The organism is Nostoc sp. NMS8 (assembly GCF_017115045.1).
Classification (GTDB): Bacteria; Cyanobacteriota; Cyanobacteriia; order Cyanobacteriales; family Nostocaceae; genus Nostoc.
Window position 1 is genome coordinate 1 of record NZ_JABXKK010000053.1, and the last position, 22757, is coordinate 22757.

General features: G+C 41.9%; 22 protein-coding genes and 2 pseudogenes. 14 read left to right on the forward strand and 10 right to left on the reverse strand.

Features of this window, described 5'->3' with window-relative positions:
* Nucleotides 1–254: pseudogene (locus HWQ39_RS10120) on the forward strand (hypothetical protein); the annotation flags it as partial.
* A 363-nt stretch (nucleotides 255–617) separates the two neighbouring features.
* Nucleotides 618–1433 (forward strand): SDR family oxidoreductase, encoded by an 816-nt coding sequence (locus tag HWQ39_RS10125; protein ID WP_292843841.1) that lies wholly within the window; start codon nucleotides 618–620, stop codon nucleotides 1431–1433.
* A 74-nt stretch (nucleotides 1434–1507) separates the two neighbouring features.
* On the opposite strand, the gene HWQ39_RS10130 is transcribed toward HWQ39_RS10125, so the two are convergent.
* Nucleotides 1508–1699: a hypothetical protein gene (locus tag HWQ39_RS10130; protein ID WP_292843843.1), complete on the reverse strand. Its 192-nt coding sequence runs from the start codon at nucleotides 1697–1699 to the stop codon at nucleotides 1508–1510.
* 503 nt (nucleotides 1700–2202) lie between these two features.
* On the opposite strand from HWQ39_RS10130, the pseudogene HWQ39_RS10135 reads away from it, so the two are divergent.
* Nucleotides 2203–2326: pseudogene (locus HWQ39_RS10135) on the forward strand (ISKra4 family transposase); the annotation flags it as partial.
* Between the two features lie 26 nt (nucleotides 2327–2352).
* Here HWQ39_RS10135 and HWQ39_RS10140 read toward each other — a convergent pair.
* Nucleotides 2353–2922, reverse strand: coding sequence for a TetR/AcrR family transcriptional regulator (locus tag HWQ39_RS10140; protein ID WP_292843845.1), 570 nt, complete (start codon nucleotides 2920–2922; stop codon nucleotides 2353–2355).
* A gap of 153 nt (nucleotides 2923–3075) precedes the next feature.
* Here HWQ39_RS10140 and HWQ39_RS10145 point away from each other — a divergent pair, with 153 nt between their 5' ends.
* The 3 genes from HWQ39_RS10145 (at nucleotide 3076) to dinB (ending at nucleotide 5497) form a co-directional block, all read left to right on the forward strand.
* Nucleotides 3076–3693 carry a glutathione S-transferase family protein gene (locus tag HWQ39_RS10145; RefSeq protein WP_094344691.1) on the forward strand — a complete coding sequence of 206 codons (618 nt, stop codon included), beginning with the start codon at nucleotides 3076–3078 and terminating at the stop codon, nucleotides 3691–3693.
* Nucleotides 3694–3702: 9 nt separating this feature from the next.
* Complete coding sequence (locus HWQ39_RS10150; RefSeq protein WP_292843846.1) at nucleotides 3703–4299, forward strand: pyridoxamine 5'-phosphate oxidase family protein; 597 nt, start codon at nucleotides 3703–3705, stop codon at nucleotides 4297–4299.
* A 112-nt stretch (nucleotides 4300–4411) separates the two neighbouring features.
* A complete protein-coding gene (dinB, locus tag HWQ39_RS10155) occupies nucleotides 4412–5497 on the forward strand; it encodes a DNA polymerase IV (protein WP_292843848.1) in 1086 nt (361 codons plus the stop codon).
* Nucleotides 5498–5530: 33 nt separating this feature from the next.
* Here the strand turns inward: dinB and HWQ39_RS10160 are convergent, their stop codons facing one another.
* Together HWQ39_RS10160 and HWQ39_RS10165 are read right to left on the reverse strand one after the other, a co-directional pair.
* Entirely contained in the window at nucleotides 5531–7042 is a 1512-nt protein-coding gene (locus HWQ39_RS10160) for an ATP-binding protein (RefSeq protein WP_292843850.1), read from the reverse strand.
* Between the two features lie 142 nt (nucleotides 7043–7184).
* Complete coding sequence (locus HWQ39_RS10165; protein WP_292843852.1) at nucleotides 7185–7517, reverse strand: hypothetical protein; 333 nt, start codon at nucleotides 7515–7517, stop codon at nucleotides 7185–7187.
* A 439-nt stretch (nucleotides 7518–7956) separates the two neighbouring features.
* On the opposite strand from HWQ39_RS10165, the gene HWQ39_RS10170 reads away from it, so the two are divergent.
* Nucleotides 7957–8217: a hypothetical protein gene (locus tag HWQ39_RS10170; RefSeq protein ID WP_292843854.1), complete on the forward strand. Its 261-nt coding sequence runs from the start codon at nucleotides 7957–7959 to the stop codon at nucleotides 8215–8217.
* Between the two features lie 306 nt (nucleotides 8218–8523).
* Here HWQ39_RS10170 and HWQ39_RS10175 read toward each other — a convergent pair whose 3' ends face one another.
* Nucleotides 8524–9582 carry an IS630 family transposase gene (locus HWQ39_RS10175; protein WP_366932251.1) on the reverse strand — a complete coding sequence of 353 codons (1059 nt, stop codon included), beginning with the start codon at nucleotides 9580–9582 and terminating at the stop codon, nucleotides 8524–8526.
* A 554-nt stretch (nucleotides 9583–10136) separates the two neighbouring features.
* On the opposite strand from HWQ39_RS10175, the gene HWQ39_RS10180 reads away from it, so the two are divergent.
* Together HWQ39_RS10180 and HWQ39_RS10185 are read left to right on the forward strand one after the other, a co-directional pair.
* Entirely contained in the window at nucleotides 10137–12098 is a 1962-nt protein-coding gene (locus HWQ39_RS10180) for a beta-ketoacyl-ACP synthase III (protein WP_292843856.1), read from the forward strand.
* Nucleotides 12098–13057, forward strand: coding sequence for a hypothetical protein (locus HWQ39_RS10185; RefSeq protein ID WP_292843858.1), 960 nt, complete (start codon nucleotides 12098–12100; stop codon nucleotides 13055–13057). The genes HWQ39_RS10180 and HWQ39_RS10185 overlap by 1 nt, the downstream gene beginning before the upstream one ends.
* Nucleotides 13058–13103: 46 nt before the next feature.
* On the opposite strand, the gene HWQ39_RS10190 is transcribed toward HWQ39_RS10185, so the two are convergent.
* The gene (locus HWQ39_RS10190) at nucleotides 13104–14372 is read right to left on the reverse strand and encodes a DNA cytosine methyltransferase (protein WP_292843860.1); all 1269 of its coding nucleotides are present in this window, start codon (nucleotides 14370–14372) and stop codon (nucleotides 13104–13106) included.
* Between the two features lie 163 nt (nucleotides 14373–14535).
* On the opposite strand from HWQ39_RS10190, the gene HWQ39_RS10195 reads away from it, so the two are divergent.
* From HWQ39_RS10195 to HWQ39_RS10205, 3 genes are read left to right on the forward strand one after another with little or no spacing between them, the layout of a single operon-like run.
* Entirely contained in the window at nucleotides 14536–15720 is a 1185-nt protein-coding gene (locus HWQ39_RS10195; protein ID WP_292843862.1) for an acyl-CoA dehydrogenase family protein, read from the forward strand.
* Nucleotides 15710–16459: a PIG-L family deacetylase gene (locus HWQ39_RS10200; protein ID WP_292843864.1), complete on the forward strand. Its 750-nt coding sequence runs from the start codon at nucleotides 15710–15712 to the stop codon at nucleotides 16457–16459. The genes HWQ39_RS10195 and HWQ39_RS10200 overlap by 11 nt, the downstream gene beginning before the upstream one ends.
* On the forward strand, nucleotides 16456–17046 hold the full coding sequence (locus HWQ39_RS10205; protein WP_292843865.1) for an SAM-dependent methyltransferase: 591 nt from the start codon (nucleotides 16456–16458) through the stop codon (nucleotides 17044–17046). Before HWQ39_RS10200 ends, HWQ39_RS10205 begins: the two co-directional genes overlap by 4 nt.
* 197 nt (nucleotides 17047–17243) lie before the next feature.
* Here HWQ39_RS10205 and HWQ39_RS10210 read toward each other — a convergent pair whose 3' ends face one another.
* The gene (locus HWQ39_RS10210; RefSeq protein WP_292843866.1) at nucleotides 17244–18551 is read right to left on the reverse strand and encodes a glycosyltransferase family A protein; all 1308 of its coding nucleotides are present in this window, start codon (nucleotides 18549–18551) and stop codon (nucleotides 17244–17246) included.
* 392 nt (nucleotides 18552–18943) lie between these two features.
* Between HWQ39_RS10210 and HWQ39_RS10215 the strand changes: the two genes are divergently transcribed.
* Both HWQ39_RS10215 and HWQ39_RS10220 read left to right on the forward strand, forming a co-directional pair.
* A complete protein-coding gene (locus HWQ39_RS10215; protein WP_292843867.1) occupies nucleotides 18944–20206 on the forward strand; it encodes an MFS transporter in 1263 nt (420 codons plus the stop codon).
* Nucleotides 20207–20431: 225 nt separating this feature from the next.
* The gene (locus HWQ39_RS10220; protein WP_292843869.1) at nucleotides 20432–20596 is read left to right on the forward strand and encodes a hypothetical protein; all 165 of its coding nucleotides are present in this window, start codon (nucleotides 20432–20434) and stop codon (nucleotides 20594–20596) included.
* Nucleotides 20597–20668: 72 nt separating this feature from the next.
* Here the strand turns inward: HWQ39_RS10220 and HWQ39_RS10225 are convergent, their stop codons facing one another.
* The 3 genes from HWQ39_RS10225 to HWQ39_RS34375 all read right to left on the reverse strand — a co-directional run bounded on the left by HWQ39_RS10225 (nucleotide 20669) and on the right by HWQ39_RS34375 (nucleotide 21981).
* Entirely contained in the window at nucleotides 20669–21031 is a 363-nt protein-coding gene (locus HWQ39_RS10225; RefSeq protein ID WP_292843871.1) for a hypothetical protein, read from the reverse strand.
* A gap of 20 nt (nucleotides 21032–21051) precedes the next feature.
* Nucleotides 21052–21555, reverse strand: coding sequence for a hypothetical protein (locus HWQ39_RS34370; RefSeq protein ID WP_366932252.1), 504 nt, complete (start codon nucleotides 21553–21555; stop codon nucleotides 21052–21054).
* A gap of 195 nt (nucleotides 21556–21750) precedes the next feature.
* Nucleotides 21751–21981 carry a hypothetical protein gene (locus HWQ39_RS34375; protein ID WP_366932253.1) on the reverse strand — a complete coding sequence of 77 codons (231 nt, stop codon included), beginning with the start codon at nucleotides 21979–21981 and terminating at the stop codon, nucleotides 21751–21753.
* Between the last annotated feature and the right edge of the window lie 776 nt (nucleotides 21982–22757).

Here is a 22757-nt window from a genome sequence, read left to right on the forward strand (position 1 = left end):
ATGCAGGTGTATATGACCAAGAGGGGCAAGTAGTTTCCAATATTACTCAAGCTAATTATTCTCAGATTAAACCTTTCTTGGGTAAGAGCAAATCAGTAGATGTTACTGGTGGGATGGCTAAGAAAGTTGAAGAGTTTTTGACTCTTTCTAGTTTAGGGATTGACTGCTGGATAATTGATGGGAATATTCCAGGAAATTTAGCTTCTTCAGTTTTAGGCGCACCAACTCTAGGTACTTTGATTCGGGCATTTTAATCAAGTGAAGCAGAGAAGTTGGAACAAAACTGCTCAATGACATAAATACCAGTAAAAGTATAAAGATTACAGGAAACCATTACCCAACACAGGCATCAACCGCCCCAGTAGGGGAGATCCATAAAAATAAATCTCCAGCCAAATTACAAACGAATAATCGACTACGCCCACGATCCACCCACGAAGGCTAGGGATTTATTTCGGGTTTGTGCCAGAACCAGAGAAGGATAACCCCCAAAGAACAGCCAGCATTTCAAATGCTGACTAATCCCCCAAATCTTCGCCTAGCTGTAAAGAAAAAAGCAAATTGACTGATAATATAAAGCTCTACAATAGGCAATCTTCTGACTGGAAACATTCATTATGAGCTTTGCTAATAAAACCATTGTTCTCACAGGTGCATCAGCAGGGATTGGGCGAAAGCTGGCAATCTCGTTAGCCCAACAAGATGCAAATTTAGTCCTAGCGGCTCGTAATCAAGAAGGATTAGAACAGACACTGACTGCTTGCACAAAGCATACACACAAGGTGATTGCAGTAGCTACAGACGTAACTCAAACAGAAGCTTGCCAGCAGTTGATAGAGAGAGCAATTACCGTATTTGGGCAGATTGATATTTTGATCAACAATGCCGGAATTGGAATGCTGACGTGCTTTGATGAAGTGACAGATTTATCAATTTTTGAGCGGGTAATGCAGGTCAACTATTTAGGTGCGGTCTATTGTAGTCATTATGCCCTACCCTACCTAAAAGCTAGTCGAGGACTATTAGTGGCGATTTCTTCAATTTGTGGCAAAACAGGTGTTCCAACTCGTACAGGTTATGTTGCCAGTAAACACGCCATGCAAGGCTTCTTTGATACATTGCGGATGGAATTGCGCTCAACAGGAGTAGATGTATTGGTTGTTTCACCAGGGTTTGTCGCCACAGATATTCGGCAACGAGCTTTGGGAGCAGATGGTAAACCATTAGGCAAAAGTCCGCGTGATGAAACGCAAGGCAATATGTCAGTAGATGAGTGTGTAGATCAAATTATTTGGGCGATGGAGCAGCGTAAAAGAGAACACATCATGACGTTGAAAGGTAAAATACTCCCTTGGGCAAAGCTAATTATGCCAGGATTGGTTGATCGTATAACTGCTGCGACCGTTCGCAAGCCAACTGCTACCCAGAAGTAACCAAAACTTCAGAAACTGCGTGGCAAGTAGATGATTTTTACTACTCCACAGTAAAGTTTAGTACATCTCTCTCCTCACCCACTCCAACTCTCTACCGCCACACATTCCCCATTGAACACATAAAAAGCACCCGCCCCCCACAGCGCACCTCCAGAAAACCCCCTGGCGAAGAGTAATCTTTCACCACTCCCGGTTGCCATCGCCGCAAAACGAGGTTGTAGACTTGTACTGGAGTTGCCATCGCCTACATCGGGCGCTTGAGCCATCGCCACAGAGAGCAAACTAGATTAAGTGAGTATGTGTAAGAAAAGAGGCTCTTAAATACAGATATGTTACTTACTGATGTGCTACTCGATATTTTGGTACTCCAGCTACAGCATAAGGGATCGCCTTTTGCCGACCATTGGTCGGCATTTTACTTCAATAAATAAGTCAATTGGCGATCGCTTTTACTGCTGCCCCTTGGTACACCGGACTCCACAGCTTACAATTGCTCTCTTGGGGTAATGCACTTGACCAAATGCGTGATAACCAGTGGTTTACACAAACACAAATCATGGGGTTATATTCGGTCTAATCCTTATAGGATAAAAGTTTCAAGATTTTTAGTTCTTTCTGCATAAAGTACAAAAATTTAGCTGAAGAATATTACATACCAAACGAATTATGTGTAAAACAGGGACAAGACTTAAAACTCCCTTATTTAATATTTTTTTACAAGCGCTGCTCTGAACTCCTTGCCCAGGGCAGTTTTTCTCATACAAGTGGCCTGAGGGGTAAACCGAAAGCTAACCTGTTACTGGCGAGACTATAAAACCGTTCGTCTGCAAGGGATTTACTATGGTGCCTTTTTTGATGATAACCAATCATTAATTGATTACGTTAATAGCCAATATACCCAGCATCCAGCGTGTCAGCATTAATCGTCTTTTTGCAGCCCTGGCTTTGGAGTACAAAGTTGTCTAGGTAGTTGTTGAATAACACGCATAAAAAGAGATGGATCATTCAACCCTTGTGACAAAATTAGGGAACCTTGAATAGCAATCACTGCATCTTCCCCTCGATATTTGGCGAGTTCTTCATCCATACCACCTTCGATTAAAACATTAGCAATCGCATTAATCCAGATACAGAAAAAAGCATTAACTCTAGTGTGAAAGAGATCACGGGCTGAACCCATTAATAAAATGGCAGACATACAGGGTTGGTGTCCTCCTTCATAAAGTTCGCTCAGGCGATCGCACATTCTTTGTAATCGTGTTAGCGTATCACCTTGGGAGGTAAGTGCTGTCAATATGTTTTGGGCTAACCACTGTTGAAGAAAATCTAGCACTGTCTCAACCATTTCATCCTTACCGCCAGGAAAGTGATGATAAAGGCTGGCCTTACCAAGCCCAGTAGCTTCAGAAATTTTAGATAGAGTTGCGCCATCATACCCGAATTGGCGAAACAGCTGTATGAGATATGGAATATATGTTTCTTTGGGCATTGTAAGAGTTGAGAAAAACACATATTGACATTATACCGTTCGTTCGGTACAGTGACTATATACCGAACGAACGGTACAAAAATGAGATAGGAAGTGCCACTTAATTTCTTTGATTAAACTTGTTCGTTCTTATCTCATCTGAAGGATTAATCTATGATTCAGCTTTACGGTTATGAACTCTCTGGCAACAGCTATAAAGTAAAACTAATGTTGTCGCTATTAGGCTTAGATTACGAATGGGTAAAAGTTGATTTGCCTAGAGGAGCGCACAAACAGCCAGAATTTTTAGCACTCAATTCTTTTGGTCAAGTGCCAGTTTTGGTTGATGGAAATACTATATTGGCAGATGCTCAAGCAATTCTAGTTTATTTAGCTCGACAGTATGGCACAGAAGGGTGGTTGCCTCTGGAGCCAGAGCCGATGAGTCGTGTAATTCGCTGGTTATCTACAACTGCGGGAGAAGTTCGGCTTGGCCCGGAATCGGCACGTTTATATCACCTGTTCAAAGCTACTGACATCAATCTAGAACGAGTGAATCAAAAATCAGAGTTTATCCTCACACAACTTAATAATCATTTAGCAGAAGGTGAATGGCTAGAGTTGGGACATCCTACGATTGCCGATGTTGCTGTATTTCCATACATCGCCCTCGCGAACGATGGTAAGATTTCTCTCGAACCCTATGCTCATGTTCAAGCCTGGATTGAACGGCTCAAGCATCTCCCCGGTTTTATTGGAATGATTGGTATTGAAGAACCTGCTAGAGTTTAGGAGCGCACTATGCCACGCAAATTTGGAGAAATTGCTTTTACTCCAGAAGTTGAAGCTGCCCAGTCACAACGGGGATCACGACAAACCTATGAACGCTATATTGCCAACGGCCCTGCCAATGATTTAATTACACTAGAAATTGCCGAATTTATTGCTCATTTGGATGGGTTTTATTTGGGAACAGTCAGTTCCAATGGCTATCCCTATATCCAGTTTCGTGGAGGAGCGCCCGGTTTCTTGAAAGTGTTGAATGAGAAAACCCTGGGATTCGCCGATTTTTCTGGGAATGTGCAGTACATTACCGTAGGCAACCTTGAAGGGGAAGCAAAAGCATTTCTGTTCCTGATGGATTACCGCCAACGCAGACGTATCAAAGTTTGGGGTAAGGCAGAATATGTTGAAGGGGATAGTGCTTTAATTGAGCGACTTCGCATCCCTGGCTATCCAGCAAAAGTTGAGCGAGCTATTCTATTTCATGTAGAAGCTTTGAGTGAGAATTGTTCTCAACACATTCCTATCCGTTATTCTGCTACCGAGGTTGAAGCTATGATGGCTCCCCTTGTGGCTCGAATTGAAGAATTAGAACAGAAATTCGTTGGGGAATAATGCAGATATGGTATTTGAACCAAGTAGTGCTAATGTACTATAAGACTGGTAATATAGTATTGTTACTAAGCACCGATTAGCCTAACTTTCTAATGCTTCACTCTGCTTTCAAGTGAGAAAGATAGTTCACGTTGATATGGATGCCTTTTACTCATCGGTGGAACAGAGGGATAACCCTAGCTACCGAGGAAAACCGTTAGTAGTCGGTGGCAGTCCGAATCAGCGAGGCGTAGTTGCAGCAGCCAGTTATGAAGCTCGTAAGTTTGGCATTCACTCTGCGATGCCCTCAGTAACCGCTTTTGCCAAATGCCCCGGACTGATATTCGTCAGACCGAGATTCGACGTTTACCGAGAGATTTCCGCAGCAATCCACGCCATATTCAAACGCTACAGTGATTTAGTGGAAGGAGTTGCATTAGATGAAGCATACCTTGATGTGACTGAGAATAAGCAAAACATCACCTACGCTTCTACTATCGCAAGACACATCAAAACTGCAATTTTTGAAGAAACGAAGTTAACGGCAACTGCGGGTGTGTCGATTAACAAGTTTCTTGCAAAAATGGCATCAGGGCAGAACAAGCCGAATGGACTAACAGTGATTTTGCCAGAGCAAGCGATCGCCTTTGTAGAACAGCTGCCGATTGAAAAGTTTCACGGGATTGGAGAAGTTACGGCGGCGAAGATGCATTCACTTGGCATCCACACTGGCGCAGATTTGAAAGAGCGTTTGCCCTTGGAGTTAACACACCATTTTGGGAAAGCAGGTCATTATTACTACAAAATTGCCAGGGCAGAAGATGACCGTCCAGTTGAGGCGAATCGAGTTCGGAAGTCGATTGGTGCAGAAACCTCGTTTGCTAGAGATTTAAGTGACCATAGTGAAATGTTGCAAGAACTCGAACAGATTGCCCAAATTGTGGAGCAACGCTTAGAGCAGCACCAAACGCGAGGACGCACATTAACCTTGAAAGTCAAATTTTCTGACTATCAGCAATTAACCCGCAGTAAGACAATGCTTGCTCCTATTAGTGAACTTGATACGATTTTTAAGATAGCCAAAACACTGTTTTTATCAATTGAACTGGAGAATCGTAGTATCAGATTGTTGGGGATTTCCTTGTCCAATTTGGATAACGCCAAACAGTTACAAGCGATTCAATTGCCATTATTTCAGAATGGGAACATCATATTTTAGCGTAGGTGTAGGCTAGACTTCTACATACAACTCTTATAGAGGCTGCGCCGACACAAGTTGCTGAAGGGGAATACGAATGATAAACTCAGCACCAACTCCCGGTTGCGAAATACATTCTAAAGAACCGCCATGCCTTTGTGTGATAATTTGGTGACTAATAGCCAGCCCCATTCCAGTACCTTGTCCAACAGGCTTGGTTGTAAAAAAAGGATTAAATATTTGCTTTAAAGTATCGGATGGTATTCCCAGACCATTATCGGCAATGCGAATTGTGGCTTGAGCTGGTTCCAGCAATTGGGTGCGAATATAAATTCGGGGATTATCCATCATATTGAATTTTTTTGTTGCCCATCGACCTTTAAGGGCTGAATCTTCTAAAGCATCGATTGCATTTACTAAAATATTCAGAAAGACTTGGTTTAGCTGCCCAGGATAACACTCAATCAAAGGGAGATTACCGTATTCTTTGATCAACTCAATTTGCGGATGCTCTCTAGTAGAGTTGAGGCGGCTTTGGATGATCATCAATGTACTATCAATTCCCTCATGTATGTTAACTGCTTTCATGAAAGCTTCATCTAAGCGTGAAAAAGTCCGCAGAGAAAGAACAATATCTCGAATTCGCTCTGCTCCCATCATCATCGATTTGAATAATTTGGGGAAGTCGGACCTTAAAAAATCTAGTTCAATCAGGTTTGTAAATTCCTCAATTACCGCAATTGATTGTGGATAATGTTTTTGGTAGATGTCTAATAGTGAAAACAAATTTTGGGTGTATTCATCAGCCGATTTCAGGTTGCCGTAAATAAAGCTGACTGGGTTGTTAATTTCATGGGCAATTCCAGCTACTAATTGCCCCAAACTGACCATTTTCTCATTTTGAATTAACTGAGCTTGAGTCTGCTGTAACTCTTTGAGAGTTGTGGCAAGTTCTTCTTTCTGACTTTGAGTTTGTTTGAGTAATTCTGCTTGCTGTAATGCTACACCTAGCTGAGAAGCAATTTGGCTAAGTATATATACTTCATCTGTTTGCCATTTTCGAGGTGCATCGTTTTGGTAAACTGCTAGCAGCCCCCAAAGTTGTTGACTTTGATAAATAGCAGTAATCACGTAAGCTTTTGCCTGGCATTGCTCTAAAATTTGGAGGTAGCATTTATTAAAGCCAGCACTGTAAACATCGTCACAAACACGATAAGTTTCATTTTGAGAAAAGTGGCCTCCCTGTGTATCTTGTAAATAAGTATCTACAATTGGAGGAATAGATAAATTTTTCAAGTTACATTCACTAATGTTTTCTACTAATTCTGGTTGAGCCACTTGCTGCTGAATTAGAGGCAACCACCCTTGTACTAAGGATTCAGAGACAACTTTTCCACTCCAATCTGGATTGAAACGATATAAAATTACACGGTCAGAGTTGAACAATTGCCTAATTTCTTGAGTAGTTGTCTGAAAAATATATTCTAAGTCAAGAGATTGACGGATTTTTTCAACGGTGATAGCAATAATTCTCTGAGAATCTGAGCCTTGATTCTGAGAAGCCATAATGATACTAAACGCAACAATAATCAACTCTTACCTAGAGTTCCCTTGTTTTGCTTCAAAATTAAAATTCTGCTGAAAAATTAGAGTGTAATTAACTTAGCAAGATTACGGATGTAAAATATTAGAGTGCGTATGCTAGTAGTCAACGTATCGGAGTGAGCGATACCTTATTTAATTGTATAGATGCAAGTCTAATAGCCTGCCAACCCAAGTAAAAGGTGGGTAAAGATTGGGAAAAGGGGTTCATGTTGAAAGGGAAAGGGCGCTGATCAATGTCACCGACTAACAAGGCGATCGCCGCCATTGTAATAGTTTGCGGTACTTCACGACAGCCTTGAGCGTACTTCACTCTTGAGAAGGGATCACCTATGATGGGTGGATACGCCGCCATCGCACATAACTGCCCCTGTGTGGATTTATTTGGGGTAATGATGGTATGCGGCAGAGTGACGAATGTAAACCAATGATTGATCACACATCTGACTGAGTTACATCGTGGATGCTGTTGATGCTGGCGCTTAACTCTTGTATGACGGCAGTTTCAATATAGTTTCGTTATTTCTGCGTAAAACACAAAACTCTAGCTGCTACCGTCGTAAGCATTTCACAAGCTCATCAATGATTGCAATTGTGTGTCTGAACTATCTTCCAATTCTTGAAGAATTGGGATAGTTGATCTTTTAACGCTTCAACAGTGTGAATAAGATTAGACTCTTAAGCTATTTTTAGCTTCATGGCAAGGCCATCTGTCAGCCAAAAAGCTAAATGGCTAAAATTCTTCACTTTACATTTGACGATTTTGGACATGATTCTAGCAATCGCTAACTATATTTCCAAACAGCCATTTGGCTAAGGAGATAGTTGAAACTGGATTGACATTATTGGTGAAAACTTATTAGTAGGGAGGTGAGGTCATGAATCAGTCTCATGAGGAAGACAAAGATAAATTCCTTTCCCCTCGTGGTCGCTACTACGGACAAGTTAAACCAGAAAACTTAGTGTTTAATGCTAACTTGCAAGAATTTGCTCAAAAAGTTGCCATTATCACCAGTTTGGAAAGCAATGGTAAGCTTGACCCCAAAGAGGCTTACCAGCAAATTAAAGAACTTTGGAAACAGTTAAAGCATAGTAAGAAGGAACTGGGAATTGGTGAGGAGCCATTGGCAAGAGCCTGAAGTTATTCTAATTTCGGGATAATCACCTCAAACCGCACTTTTAAGCGAAGAAACCTTTTTGTTATGCTCTATATACGCGGAAATAAACCTAATTTAATTAATGCCATGTTCTCACTACAAACTTAACACTACAGTTATGCTAATCCCCTCGATCAGCAGCCATCATAGAAAATCAAACTACTCTTATTATTGAGCGACAGTTTATAATATTCTATAAAGATGATTAAGAAAAATGATTAAGCCTAAAAATTTGTATCGCGGACACTCAATGGAAAAAGTTGGTCACGGTAAAAGAGCGGTATAGGACTAGTATTTGATTTCTGAAAAAGCTCCGTACATTTGAAGAGTGGTAAAATCAAAGGTAGTGTGTCGGAGAAACCACTCAAACATCCATTTAAGATGAGAGAACGAAGGAATCAAAGCACAGAAACGCCGCACCCAGGTTTTAGCTTGTAACCAAATATCCTCAATTGGATTTTGTGATGGGCAATTAGGGGCAAAACGAACGCAATGAATTTTCCACTGCTCTTGAGACAAACCAAGATTGATCTCGGCTAAAAAGTTTTGAACCAGATGTGAACGATGGTAAGAAGCACCATCCCAAAAAAGAAGTAATCTTTGGTTGGGGGATTGATCTAATAAATAACGTAGATAATCAATCGTATTTTCTGAGTTACCTGCGTTATATGCTTTGAGCAGTAAGCCTCCCAGAAGATAGTCAACTGCCCCGTAATATGTCTGTTTATCTCGTACATTAACAACTCTCACTGGTATCTCTTGGTCAGTTTTCCCCCAGACATATCCGCTTAAATCTCCCCACATTAAATGACATTCATCAAGTAGTAATACTTTCAACTTTCCTGTTTCGATTTCCTCCCGATGCCAAGACATCAGTGTTTCAATCTCTTTTTTTTTTGCAGCAACAGCGACCTCGTCAGCTTTTGGATTCAAAGAAGTAGTTTTCTTCCAACTAATTCCTGCCGCCTCAAATAAGTCGTAATAGCTCCGTTTTGACTCATAAGTTAGATCATATTCAAAAGCCAATTTATATTCGAGTTCGCCAATTTCCCAACATTCCTTCGTTTGCAACCAGCTTAAAATTTCTTCTCGTTGTTGAGCAGTTAAGTAGCTTTTCCTGCCTTTATGGTTCAGGCGCAGTCCCGAAATTCCATATTCTTCATAGCTTTGCTTCCAACTTGTTATTGAACCAACTGACACATCTAAAATCGTTTGAATTTCCTCATATTTGTAGCCTTGATAAACCAGTTTGACTGCCAACGCTTTTCTCACTTCACGCGCATCTGGGCGATAATCTATAAATTCTTGTAGTTCTGCGATCGCGGCTTGTAGATACTGGTTTGTCATTGTTTACTGTTAGACAGAGATATCTCTAAGTATTATCTCGTAGTTTTTTTCAGAAATCAAATATGTTTCCTATATAAAAGAGTAAGACATTCATCATTTAGTTACAGGATTAAGGAATATTTTGGTGTATCACCTTTTCTTTGCTTTACTTAGAAATAGGCTTTACGGCTTCACCTTGTTCAGTGCAACTGTGCTAGTGTCTTTAACTGCGACACCACTAACTGTAACTAATTTAGGGATATCATTGATGAATTTGAGTGGCTTTAAACGTGCGTTCATCAAACTGTCACAATATTTAGAGAATATAATTTGTATTTTATTCAATCCCATTGATGAGTTAGAGTGACTTTAAACGTGCGTTCATCAAACTGTCACAATATTTGGAAAAGACTTCCAGTATAATTCCATACTTTAACTAGATAGTTTATTGCCATCTAAAGCTTTTTTTTCCTGATTTCCTCAAAAAATGCTTATTTACAAAGGGTAAATTATCACATATTTTTATGCTCAAAGCTTGAGTATAGCTATCTACTAATTTACAAAGAGCTTTTACTATGAACAGCGCTTATATCAACAGTATCGGTAAATTTTTACCTGGGAAACCCATTAGCAACGATCAGATAGAAGACTACTTGGGTAAAATAGGCGGACAGGCTTCTAAAGCCAGACATCGCATCCTTCAAAGTAATGGTATTCAACAACGTTACTATGCCCTTGACCGACAGCAGAACACTACCTATTTTAATAGCCAGATGGCTGCTACTGCTGTGCGTGATGCACTATTAAAGATGAATTTAGAATCGACTGCGGTTGATTTGTTAGCTTGTGCTACTAGCTGGTCTGATTTATTGATCCCCGGATTTGGCAGTATGGTACATGGCGAATTACCAGAGTTTTCTTCTTTAGAAGTTACTTCAAATCAAGGCGTTTGTTGTGCTGGTATCGCTGCATTGAAGTATGCAGCATCTCAAATCGAATTAGGGAAAAAGCAGGTTGCTGTTGCCGTAGCGTCCGAACTAGCGTCTCGTTTATTTAAACACACTCACTTTGAAGCCCAATCTCGATTTCAAGATGGAGGAGAAAAATTACCTTTTGACACTGAATTTCTTCGCTGGATGCTCTCAGATGGTGCTGGCTCGTTCTTAATTCAAAATCAGCCGAGAGCTAATAATATTAGTTTAAAAATTGAGTGGATTGAACTAGTTTCTCATGCTAATGCTTATCCTTTATGCATGTATGCTGGTACAGAAGATGAAACTGGTCAAAAAAGTTGGATGGATTATCCATCTTATGCTGATGCTGCTGCTAATGGAGCTATTAATTTGCGGCAAAATATCCGCAGACTAGATGATGTGATCAAATTGGGAGTTGAAGGTTGGTTGAAGTTGATTGAGTCCCGAAGAGTTGAACCAAAGGAAATTGATTGGCTTTTGTGCCACTACTCCTCTCACTTCTTCCGAGGAAAAATAGTTGAGCTTTTACAAAAAGCTGATTGTATGATTCCGCAAGAGAAATGGTTTACTAACCTCTATACACGGGGTAATACTGGCTGTGCCTCAATTTACCTGATGTTAGAAGAGTTATTTTATTCGGGTAAGTTGCGCTCAGGTCAAAAAATCTTCTGCTTTGTACCAGAGAGTGGACGCTACACAACGGCTTACATGATGCTGAGTGTAGTAGAAGCATCAACAGTTGCCTTCAGCAGGCTAACAGAACAATATAACTCTTTGCAAGATAGTAATTCAACCGAGGAAATTAACTTCTTGCACCCTAATTCACTCTCCCTAAACCAACAAAGGAAAGAAAATATTCAATTTGCATCTGTTAATTTTTCTCAGGACAGTATTCAAGCAGAACAACCAAACTCGGTTGCATCTGATTTACTGCGTCAATTAGCACAAGTCTGGTTGGAGTTTGAACACCAGTTGCGTTCTGTACCGATTGTTCGCAAATTGCATCGGGGCGCGTTTACTTTAGAAGACTACAAAGCTTTGTTACGTAATTTGCGTCCTCAAGTTGTAGAGGGAGCGCGTTGGATAGCTCGTGCTGCATCGAATATGACAGATTTTAAGTTGCGTTCTACCTTTATTGGTCATGCACAAGATGAGCATCGTGACTATCAGATGTTAGAAAGCAACTATGTGTCAGTTGGGGGTGTGTTAGAAGAAATTGTTGAGGCTCAAAAAAATATTGGTTCGGAAGCGCTATCAGCGTTTATTTTCCATCAGGCATCACGGGAAAATCCAGTTGACCTGATTGGCAGTATGTTCATTATTGAAGGTTTAGGAAATCAGTTAGCTGCACAGTGGGCTTCCCTAATTCAGAAAACTTTGGGTTTGCGAGATGACCAAGTTTCTTTTTTAGCTTATCACGGTGCTAATGATCAATCCCATATTAACAAACTACAGTCAATTATTAATGCTGACTGGATGACTGCTGAAATATGCTCTGGGATTGTTAAAACAAGTAAAGTCACTGCTCGCTTATATCAATTACAACTTGAAGAAATTAAGTAATGAAAGAAATATTATCCTCACAAATTCTCCAGTCAACGCAACTACCAGAAGTCCAGGAATTCCAATCCCCTAAACCTTGGACATCACAACTACATAATCGACGTGATCCCAACGTTTGGGATGCTCTCTACTTGGATGCAGCGATTCCTGTTGACCCACTTGCAAAAGCTTGCATGATTCGGGACTTACAAGTTTGGACTCGCCGCTATCTGTTAATTCCTATTAAGCTGCTAGCAAATGTGCTGTTGGCACTGATTATCACTGTCAAGCGCTTGCTGCCATTTCAGTTTAATGCACATGGTTTGATGCACAAATCTGCTGCATTTTTCCTCGAGCATTTTGTCTCACCAGAAGCTTGTTATTTGATTGTACGTCACATCTGTCTTGGGTCAAGCATTATCAATTTCCTGATTGATAACGGACCTGACCCAATGATAGAAAAATCTCAACTTTACCCACGTACAGTTGATGACTTAGCTAAAAAAAATGCCTTTTTAGAGCATGACCTGATTCTTTATAACTTTGTCCTTGACTATCACCAGGCGCAACAAGCAAATCCCCAATGGTTGGAACAACTCAAACAACGAAAACTAAATTACGATAGCATTACGCCTATAAAAATAGATATAGATTTTGACACCCGTTATCCTTGGAAGATTCTTGACTTGGAATCAACAATTGAACTGTTTAAAGTATTTTACTCCCTGTGTTTAACTAGTGATGAATTTACACGAGCAGTACTATCACTACAGTTTGATGAAAATTTTGCCGTCTACATTAGTACAATTGTTGATGATTATAACTGGAATCATCTAATTACAAATCGCCATCCTTTAGCACCAAACAGTCCTTTCAAAGCTGCCCGTGATTTATTCATGCATGGGATTATTACTGAATATCTTCATCGCTATCTGGAAATTCGTCATTCTGTAGAAACCTTGGAAAAAAGTAGGAGTTAGTCAAGTCCCTGCTGTGAACCACCAACAATATTGCAAGTCCCGTTAGTCATACAATTGCAGCTTTCAAAATACTTTGTACTGAGGTGAATAATTGAGTAGCGAACAAAGGAGGCACGGAGTAGCCGATGATTGACCCAGCCGTAGCAGTCTCAGGCGGGAACTCATACCAAGACGGAAAACCCTGCAAAATGGCTGCACCTTGAATTGACAGGGATTTAACCGTACCACCAGGCAACCAGATATCAGCGAATTTACTCCGGTTGCAGCCTTTGTGATCTGTGAAGTGCGATCGCAAAATGGTATTGCAGGGTAAATGCCCAGGTTTGCACTTGGATTCTGTACGTCCTCCAACCCTTTCAATCAGCAGTGGTGTTGGCGAATTTCCGGCTAAAAATTTCTCCAAAGCTTGTTGCTGTTTGGGCAGCAGTTGTGAATCAGCCATTGTAGGAATGAGATGAGCGATCGCCTCATACCAACCGCAAGGTGTAGTTCCCGAAGGTAAAGCAACGCGACAACCTCTACTTGCAACCAAAACCAACCGCCGCCGCGCCTGGGGCAACCCAAAGTCAGCCATATTTACCACGCTGTAATCAACCGAGTACCCCTTAAGTTCCAAAGCTGACAGGATGATGACAAAACTCTGACTATTCTGATAGCGCAGGACATTTTCTAGGGTAAACACCCGTGGCTGTAACTGTCGGATGGCTTCTGCCACAGCAAGCGTAGCTGTCAGATCATCAGCCGTTTCAATGCCCTTACCCGCTTTCGCTGTGTGGGCTTGGCTAAAGTTGGCACACACCGGGGAGGCGTGGAGGTAATCAGGGCGGCGGGGAAAACCTATGAATCCTAACCGCGCTACTTCTTGAACTGTTAGCTGGACGACTCTACAGCCGTACTCGCTAAAGTTGCGGTGATGGTTGAAAGCGATCGCCCGACTCAATTCTGGTTTACTTGGGTCGAACTCTACTGCGATAACTGGGCGAATACCAGCTTGCACCATACCAGCTTCAATCCCGCCGCCACCAGCGAAAAGTACTACAGCGATCGGTGCATAATCTGGAAGAACTGGTTTTAATTTTGTGTCATCAAAATTTTTGCAGACATCTAATTTTGGTGATGTCTTTTTGGATTTCGCTCTTTTGATAAAGGCGATGATATTCTCTCGTGTTGCCCCCTGTTGTTGCAGTGTCCGAATCATTGGGACAGCACCAGGGGCAATTGAGCCGATACTTTTGCCCTTCCATGCCCCGTTTATCTTCCATTTTTCGGAGATGTCTAATGTGGGAGAATGAAGAAAATTAACAGCAAATTGCATCTCAAATGAAAGTGTAGTCCATTGTCCTAAATCTCCCTTTTTGTTGAGTATAGAATCATACAAAAGATAGAGATGCTAACCGATTTAATTTAATTACTATTAACAAGATATAAAGAAATATTACAGAAAGGAGTCGGTTATTAGCATCCAATTATTAAAGAATGTGGTCATCCCCAAATGGCATAGTTCCAACATTGCTCTGGATCTAAAACGTGCCACAGAAATTGCGGATTATTGTTTAAACAATGCCACTGCTATAGATTACAATACTGCTTTTCCCAAGCAAGAGTTTGAGCTAATTGCTGAGGCTGGGTTATTGGCTGCACCATTGGCGAAAGAATTAGGCGGATGGGGTGCAGGAATTGATGCTAATGTTACCTACGAGCTTTTAATGCTATTAAAGCAGATAGGGCATGGCAATCTGGCAGTTGGGCGAATTTATGAAGGACATATCAACGCCCTACAACTGATTCAGACCTTTGGTTCCATAGAACAGATCGCAAGCTGTGCTCATGATGCCCGCGATCGCCAGAAAATATTTGGCGTTTGGAATGCTGAAGCCTCTGATGGTGTGAAGATAATTCCTTGTGAGAATGGGCGTTATCGGCTGGAAGGTTCTAAAACGTTTTGTACTGGTACTGGCTATGTTGAACGTCCTTTCGTGAATGGAGTATTGCCAGAAGGCGGTTGGCAAATGTGCATTGTGCCAATGGACGAAGTGACAACAATTAGCGATCCCGCTTGGTGGCAACCTTCTGGGATGCGAGCTACTGCTAGTTACAAAGTGGATTTTAGCGGTGTCGAGTTGAATCGGAGCTATTTAATCGGCCAGCCAGGAGATTACTATCGACAGCCTTGGTTATCTGTTGGGGTGATTCGGTTTGCTGCTGTACAACTAGGTGGGGCAGAAGCACTGTTTAACCTAACTCGTCAGTATCTGCAAAAGTTGGAATATACAAACGATCCATATCAACAGGAACGTCTTGGCAGAATGGCGATCACCATTGAAAGTGGTAATCTCTGGCTGCGGGGGGCTGCGGATCGAGTAGCAGCCTACGCGCCAGTGTTTGGTGGCGATCCTACAGTTACCCACCCACAAGCAAACCAACTCGTCGCCTATTCAAACATGGTCAGAACAGCAATTGAACAAATTTGCATTGATGTGATGCAATTGTGTCAACGTTCTGTTGGAACTCGCGGCTTACTACCACCAAATCCGATGGAACGCATTATCCGAGATTTGACTCTATATCTGCGTCAACCTGCTTTTGATGCAGCCTTGGCAAATGTTGGGCAATATGTGTTGCATGAAAGTAATCCGGCTTCAATACTTTGGAATGATGAATGAATTCGGCTTGATCGCATTACCACTACACAATCCTAATGTTTTGCCTTGGCGTTCAGTTAACGAGATCGCTTGTAGTCCGGCGCTAATCGTTGCACCCCATCCTGATGATGAAACATTAGGTTGTGGAGGTGCGATCGCTCTATTACGGTCTTTAAATTGTCATGTGCAAGTATTAGTCATCAGTGATGGTACTCTTTCACACCCTCGTTCCCAGAAATATCCCGCAGCTAGACTCCTAGCTCTGCGGGAAGCAGAAACGCTATCAGCATTAAAATTGTTGGGTGTAGAAGTGAATGATGTCACCTTCTGTAGAATGCAGGATGGGTCAATTTCAACACAGTATCAAAGTGCAGTAGCTAGTTGTCGTGCTTACATTACAGAAATCGCCCCACAAATTATCTTTTTACCCTGGCGATATGACCCTCATGCAGACCACCGAGCGACGTGGAAGTTAATTCACACAGTGCTGAATGACTTGCCCTTATCCCCCCGATTGATTGAGTATCCGATTTGGGATTGGGACTTTGACCAACGAGAGAGTCTGCCAGTACCTCTTGAGGTGACAACTTGGCGATTGAATATTAGCGCAGTAGTGGAGTTGAAACAGCAAGCGATCGCTGCTTATCGTTCCCAAACTACAGACTTAATTGATGATGATCCAGAAGGCTTTCGCCTAACTCCCGAAATGTTAGCAAATTTTACTCATCCTTGGGAAGTTTATATAGAGGAAAATCGATGAACCCGTTACAATCTAATTCCCTACCACCTAGCTACTTTGATAAACTCTACAGCGAAAATCCAGACCCGTGGAAGTTTGAGACAAGTGTTTACGAAGCTAACAAATATGCTGCCACAATCGCAGCTTTACCCAAAGACCGCTATCGGTCTGCCTTTGAAATCGGTGGTTCCATTGGTGTTTTAACTGAAAAACTGCAAGAACATTGTGACTCATTGCTCTCAATTGATGTCTCAAAACTGGCGCAGGATAGAGCAAAAGAGCGCTGTCAGCATCTCTCCAATATCAAGTTCCAGATTATGCGTGTTCCAGAGCAATATCCTGATGAGATGTTTGATTTGACCCTAGTCTCGGAAGTTGGCTATTACTGGTGCTGGGAAGACTTGAAAAAATCCCAACAGTACATTCTGGAACACCTGGAACCTGGAGGGCATCTGCTTTTAGTTCATTGGACACTCTATGCCCGTGATTATCCATTAAGTGGGGATGAAGTTCATGACTCATTTTTTGAGTTGGCCCCAAATAAACTGCGGCATTTAAAAGGTCAACGGGATGAAGAATATCGACTTGATTTATTCGAGCGAGTTTGAAAATTGAAGAACCAGACAAGGGGAATTGTCCCCAAATCCTCTTGTCCTGTTCTCTTCTATAAAATGAGCCTTATTTTTTGATATTTAGTTTTACCAAAAAAGGCAGTTATTGCAGAGAGTAGTTTAGGCTCAGGGAAAACTGCCCTCTGCTGAGGTAAAACGATCTGTGGGATGGGATGTTCTGTGACGCGCTTAGATCAAGGTTTAAGACTCCCATTTTGTAGGCTTTTCGTAGGGTAAAGCTCTTTAGGTGGTTCCAAATCATCCGGGGTCGAATTTCTTTGGAGTTTGCTCCGAGTGAGCCGTAAACTCTCAAGACGCAAGCGCAAGTCTCCAATTGCTTGTTCAATCTCCACAAATTTCCAGCGCGAAGCCCAAATTTGTTCTGACTGCTGGCGTTCTTCGACTTGTTCAAACAACTGACCAAAGGTATAAGGTTGGGTCAATTTTTCTAAAAGCCATTGGACTGAAACTCCCAGCATCTCTGCCAAGGATACGACGCTCTTACGATCTGGCTGATAGCCATTAAGAACGCACCACCACATCACTCGTAATTGGCCGCGGGCAACAAAACGAGTTTCGATAGCCCCTGCTGGCTCGACTACAAATGGTTGTTGTTGCCGTCCCATTTCTATCCATTCATTCAGCTGATTTGCTAAACCAACATTGGTACGTCCAATTTGTCTGGCCGAAGTTACTACTCGCACTAAAGAACTATGGCGAAAACGGGCATTTACCCGTACCAAAGCACGGTAAAAAGCTACATCTTCAGGAGTCCGCACTGGTGGTAAGCCTCCCGCCAGTGCATACATTTCTGCTGTTACTGCCAAACTTGCTCCATAGTGTTGATAATGTCTAGGAAATCTATCATCAGGGTCGGGATCGAGATAAGTTTCTAATTCAGTAATTAAATAGCGGTAGCCCACTTCACGCAGATAGCAAGCTCTGGCGTAAGGGTGTAAATCCGCACGACCAGTGCGTTCAACAAGAATTCGCCCACCTACAGCATCAGCACCACAGTTAATTTCATACAGATTGGCAGCAATCCAAGTTGGGCTTACCTGCGAGTCTCCATCAGTTGAAGCAATTACCCCCCTTGTACGTCCTAAGCTACACAAACGGCGGTATGCTTCATCCATTAAAATCTGACGCACTCGACCAATATAGGCTTGTGCCGGAGGCAGAGTTTTTTCCACTACATGCAGTGCTATATCTGGATGTTCTTGGGCGAAACTCCGGGCTATAGCTGCTGACTCATCGCTACAATTATTTGCCAACAAAATTATCTCGTAGCGTCTGGGATCTAAAAGCTGTCCTTGTAGATCAACTTGATGTATCAGGGCAGTAAGGGTTGCTGCCAACATCTGAGCTTCATTGCGAACTGGAACAATTACACAAACTTCGCAATGTGGTGACGGTGGTATTTGGACTAAAGTTTGAGAAAAGTCTTTATCCTGCTGTACAGATGGAAAGTCAGCAACGAAGAGCAAGCGTTTACTTTCCATAAAAACCATTTTTCCATCTCCAAGAGCAGCTACACAAGATTTCATCCACGATCAGAAAATATTAATATTTGTAACTCTATTTTGAATATTTTCTCATTTGTTTTGGCTCTACCTACAGTATGATTAGTGTTGATTAAAGCTCTCCAAACATCAGCTATCAAAAACTAAAGTCTGTCTACTGTCACTAAAAGCTTTACTAATCAAGGCATATTTTTTATACCTTTTTGCTAACGCAAATTTCTGAGAGAAAATCATACTTAATCATACTTAAATCATCTATTCTAGTCTAGTTAATTTTTTTACTAATAATCAGTCTTAAGAAGGAGATGAATAATATGACATATTATTAAGATTTATATTTTAATAGTGACTAATCAGACCAAAGCAGATTTATGCAAAAACTCAAACGTAAGATTAATAACCTGCTTTTTGGTCGTTATAAACATTCCTTGAGTAATTCTAAAAGCACATCTGTTCGTAGTTTGGATCGGCTCAACCTTTCTTTGGGCGATGTGCGAGATGTTTTTGAACCTTACTTAGCAATTTTCTTAGCAGCAGATCGTCATTGGAATCCAGCCCAAGTAGGTATTGCTCTATCGACCACTAGCATTGCTGGAATTCTGGCACAAACACCAACGGGGGCGCTAGTTGATGCCTCCCGTCATAAACGATTAATGATTGCAACAGCTACTCTGGCTGTTGCAATTAGCTATATGGTGATTGTCAACTTTTCGGCTTTGCCTGCTGTGGTCGCAGCTCAGGCTGTCATCGGTATATCAGCAGTAATTGTTGGCCCAACAGTTTCAGCTATCTCGCTGGGAGTGGTAGGAAAAGACCGTTTAAACAAGCGGATAGGGCGCAACGAAGTATTTAACCATACAGGCAACGTGTGTGCAGCAATTGTTGCTGGTTTGTTAGGACAATTTGCTGGACGAATTTGGATTTTTTACTTTTTAGTAGTTTTGTGTGTTGCCACCATTTTTTCAGTCTTTCAGATTCGCAATCAAGATATTGACAATACCAAGGCTCGCGGTGATGAGCAAGAAAATGATACTAAAGAACGTGCTACGGTTAAGGATTTGTTGGGTAATCGCACGCTGATCATATTTGCTTTGTCTATAGTTCTGTTCTATCTGGCAAATGGGGCGCTACTACCTTTAGTTAGTCAAGAGTTAACCGCAGGACAGCAAAACACTCCCTCACTCTACATTTCTGCTGCGATTGTGGTGACACAGTTAACGATGATTCCCGTAGCTGGTTGGGCAGGAACGGCCGCCAACCGTTGGGGCAGAAAACCATTACTACTAATTGCTTTTGCTGCTGTTTTAGTTCGGACTGGGCTTTATACTATAAGCCACAACCCTTGGTTTTTAGTTTCAGTACAAGTTTTAGACGGCATTGCATCGGGTATTTTTACAGTACTAGTTGTAATTATTGTTGCAGATTTAACCCAAGGAACCGGGCGATTTAATCTGGCACAAGGAGCAATCAATACGATGATTGGCATCGGTGCTGCTATTAGCAACCTAGCAAGCGGTTTTTTGGTCGAAGCAGCAGGTTATAAAGTTGGTTTTATCACATTAGGCGTTATCGCTGCGCTCGGACTTCTTTGGTTGTGGCTGAAAATGCCGGAAACAAAAGAATCACAACGGTAGCGAGTCTGCGTACCCTTACAGCGAAGCAAGCTACGCTTTTAGCATCTCGTGGAGAGCGTCATTGCTAACTGATAATTGCAAATTGCTTTAACGTTGGTGTGTAACTAGAATTTTGGTGAGGCTCAAAGACAGTCCCCATAGTTAATAATCCCTGGATGCTGGATAAGAGGATAAGAGTTAGTTCTTTTTGCTTGGGAGTAACTAACCTTCTAGCGATCGCAATCTGTGCCCAACTTTCTTACGCCATCCACTCAGTCTATTGCGGCGCATCTGTCACCAGTTGAGAAAATTCGTTATCTGCACATTCTCAAACTCCAGCATCACACCGCGACGCTCACTAGTATTGCCCATCTTCTCCAACAGTTATGGCGCTGTTTCGCCCGCCGATAGAGATTATTTGCTCCAAACTGGGAAACTGCTCGAATAACCGACTCACATTTTCGGTTTTGATGGAATAGTGAACTACTCTGACCTACACCACACCAGCCAATCGCACACCACAGACCTACACCCGTCAGTAAAGTTAACCCAAACTTGCCACTGCCCCAGGTAGGCGTTCCAATAAGGTTCACCATCAGCAACCCCAACAGCCTTGCCAATTTTGGACACTAACTCACTGTAGAATTGACCAGCACTGTCGAGTCCTTGGCGCAATTTCAGCTTCAGACCCCTCCATCCTTGAGTAGTTGAACTTTCCACTGGCGTTAGTGTTTGGGGAATATTTTGGGATTGGGTGTCAATGACTGGTGTAGTTGTACTTATATTATTAGTGACTGACACCACTTCACTAAGAAATACAGCACTTACGGCAGCTATGAGGTACATTCTCAAAGCTGAAAGCTATGCTAAGAGAGGGACAAGGAGAAAATTGTATTGCATAATAGCGGGAAGCGCTGTAGTTCATCTCGATTTAACCACTGTCCGAAAATCGAATCACGCTCATCATCAGGGGCAACGAATTGATAAACGCACTCCCGATTTTCACGCTTACCCAACCGACCAACATAGTCCAACTTCAAATCAATTTTGGCAAGTAACTTCTGAGCGATCGCTATGGAAGTAAGTTTTTCCGAGATACTGACATTCAAGTAATTCTTAATAACATGCCGGTGCGTTATAGCCAGTGCTTTAAACTCCACCATCTTCTCGTCACTCCCACGTAACTGAACGTCTGGCGTAAGCAACTGCAACAGATTCAGTTCTTCTAACAACAGCACCGATGGTAATATCTGCCCCTTATTAAAATCTGGTTTCCAAATCGAATTCTCCCCAGCTTCTAATTGCGCTGCTGCCCGTTTAGCATCACGGTTCGTCAGAAATTCCCGCCTCAGGGTCAAATAGTAGTGCATTCTCAGTTGAGGATACTACCCATCGTCATCTTTATCGACAAGCTCAGGGGTTACGTCAATTTCATAGCGACGGGACAATTCCGCTTTGCGCTGCTGATGTCGTTGGGTTTTCGTTTTCGCTCGTTTGTCTTGCAGCTTCTTCAATTCGGTTGGGGAGAGTTCATCAGAATTAGCGATGCCTGCGGCGGGCTACGCCTACGCTTTACACTCAGCAGCATACAATTGCTCACTTGCCGCTTTAACCGACTCGATTACTGCTCCACTATCATCATTGGCATCGTCGGCATCAATAACGGTGTACCCATCTTCGACCAAACCCGCAAGCACAGACTCTCGATAACGCCGTATCTCAACGTTAATCACAGAACCACGCTTACTCCAAGTCTGCAATGACTCCGGTTGAAAATTCTGGTCAACATAGCTCAAATCGTCATTGTCCGCCGCCGATAACAGCGCAATGTTAGCTTGTGTTGCGACGTGTTAGCTTCTCAACAATCTCCCGATGGATGTAGAACCATTCCCTACAACCGATATCCCCCACTCTCTGACCCAGATATGACGGTCAACTGTTTCTCGAAGGCGTGCCAACATCTGACGCAAGTAATGTCTGCGCTCGCAAATTTTTTGGTTACAAATGCTATACCAATTGGTAATAGTCTTTAGCAAGAGGAAAAGACGATACATTGATAGTGCATAAATCAAAATATTTTTACGTAAATTTATCAGTAAATAATGTGAAGAATATGCAAAGATGTGTCTGGAAGCAAAGACATCTAAGTAAATACGATAGTATATGGTGAGTGTTAGGTTATTGAGATGTTCTGTATTCTCAAATTAGACATTTACACATAATTGCCCACAAGGAGGGTATAAAAGTATATTTAATAAGCCAGAGTTAACTATTGACTATTTTCTCTTCTAGTAGGATTTAGGCACTGGCAAAAAACTACAGCACCTTTCGATCAAACCCACCACAAAAATAAATCCTAGTGGCGCGTTTGATTACAATTAGCTGTAAATATGAAGGCTGGATTTTTGATGCTTGTTCACTGATTTCTAACGGACAAAGAAAGATAATTTATTTAGCCTGTAATGATTGATGATTCGGGATTTTGAATGTAGACGTTGATGAATTTGTACAGTGCTTAAGACTTAGAGAGTAAGAAAATAGCTAAATAAGTGATAGTACAAGCCTTCTGTTT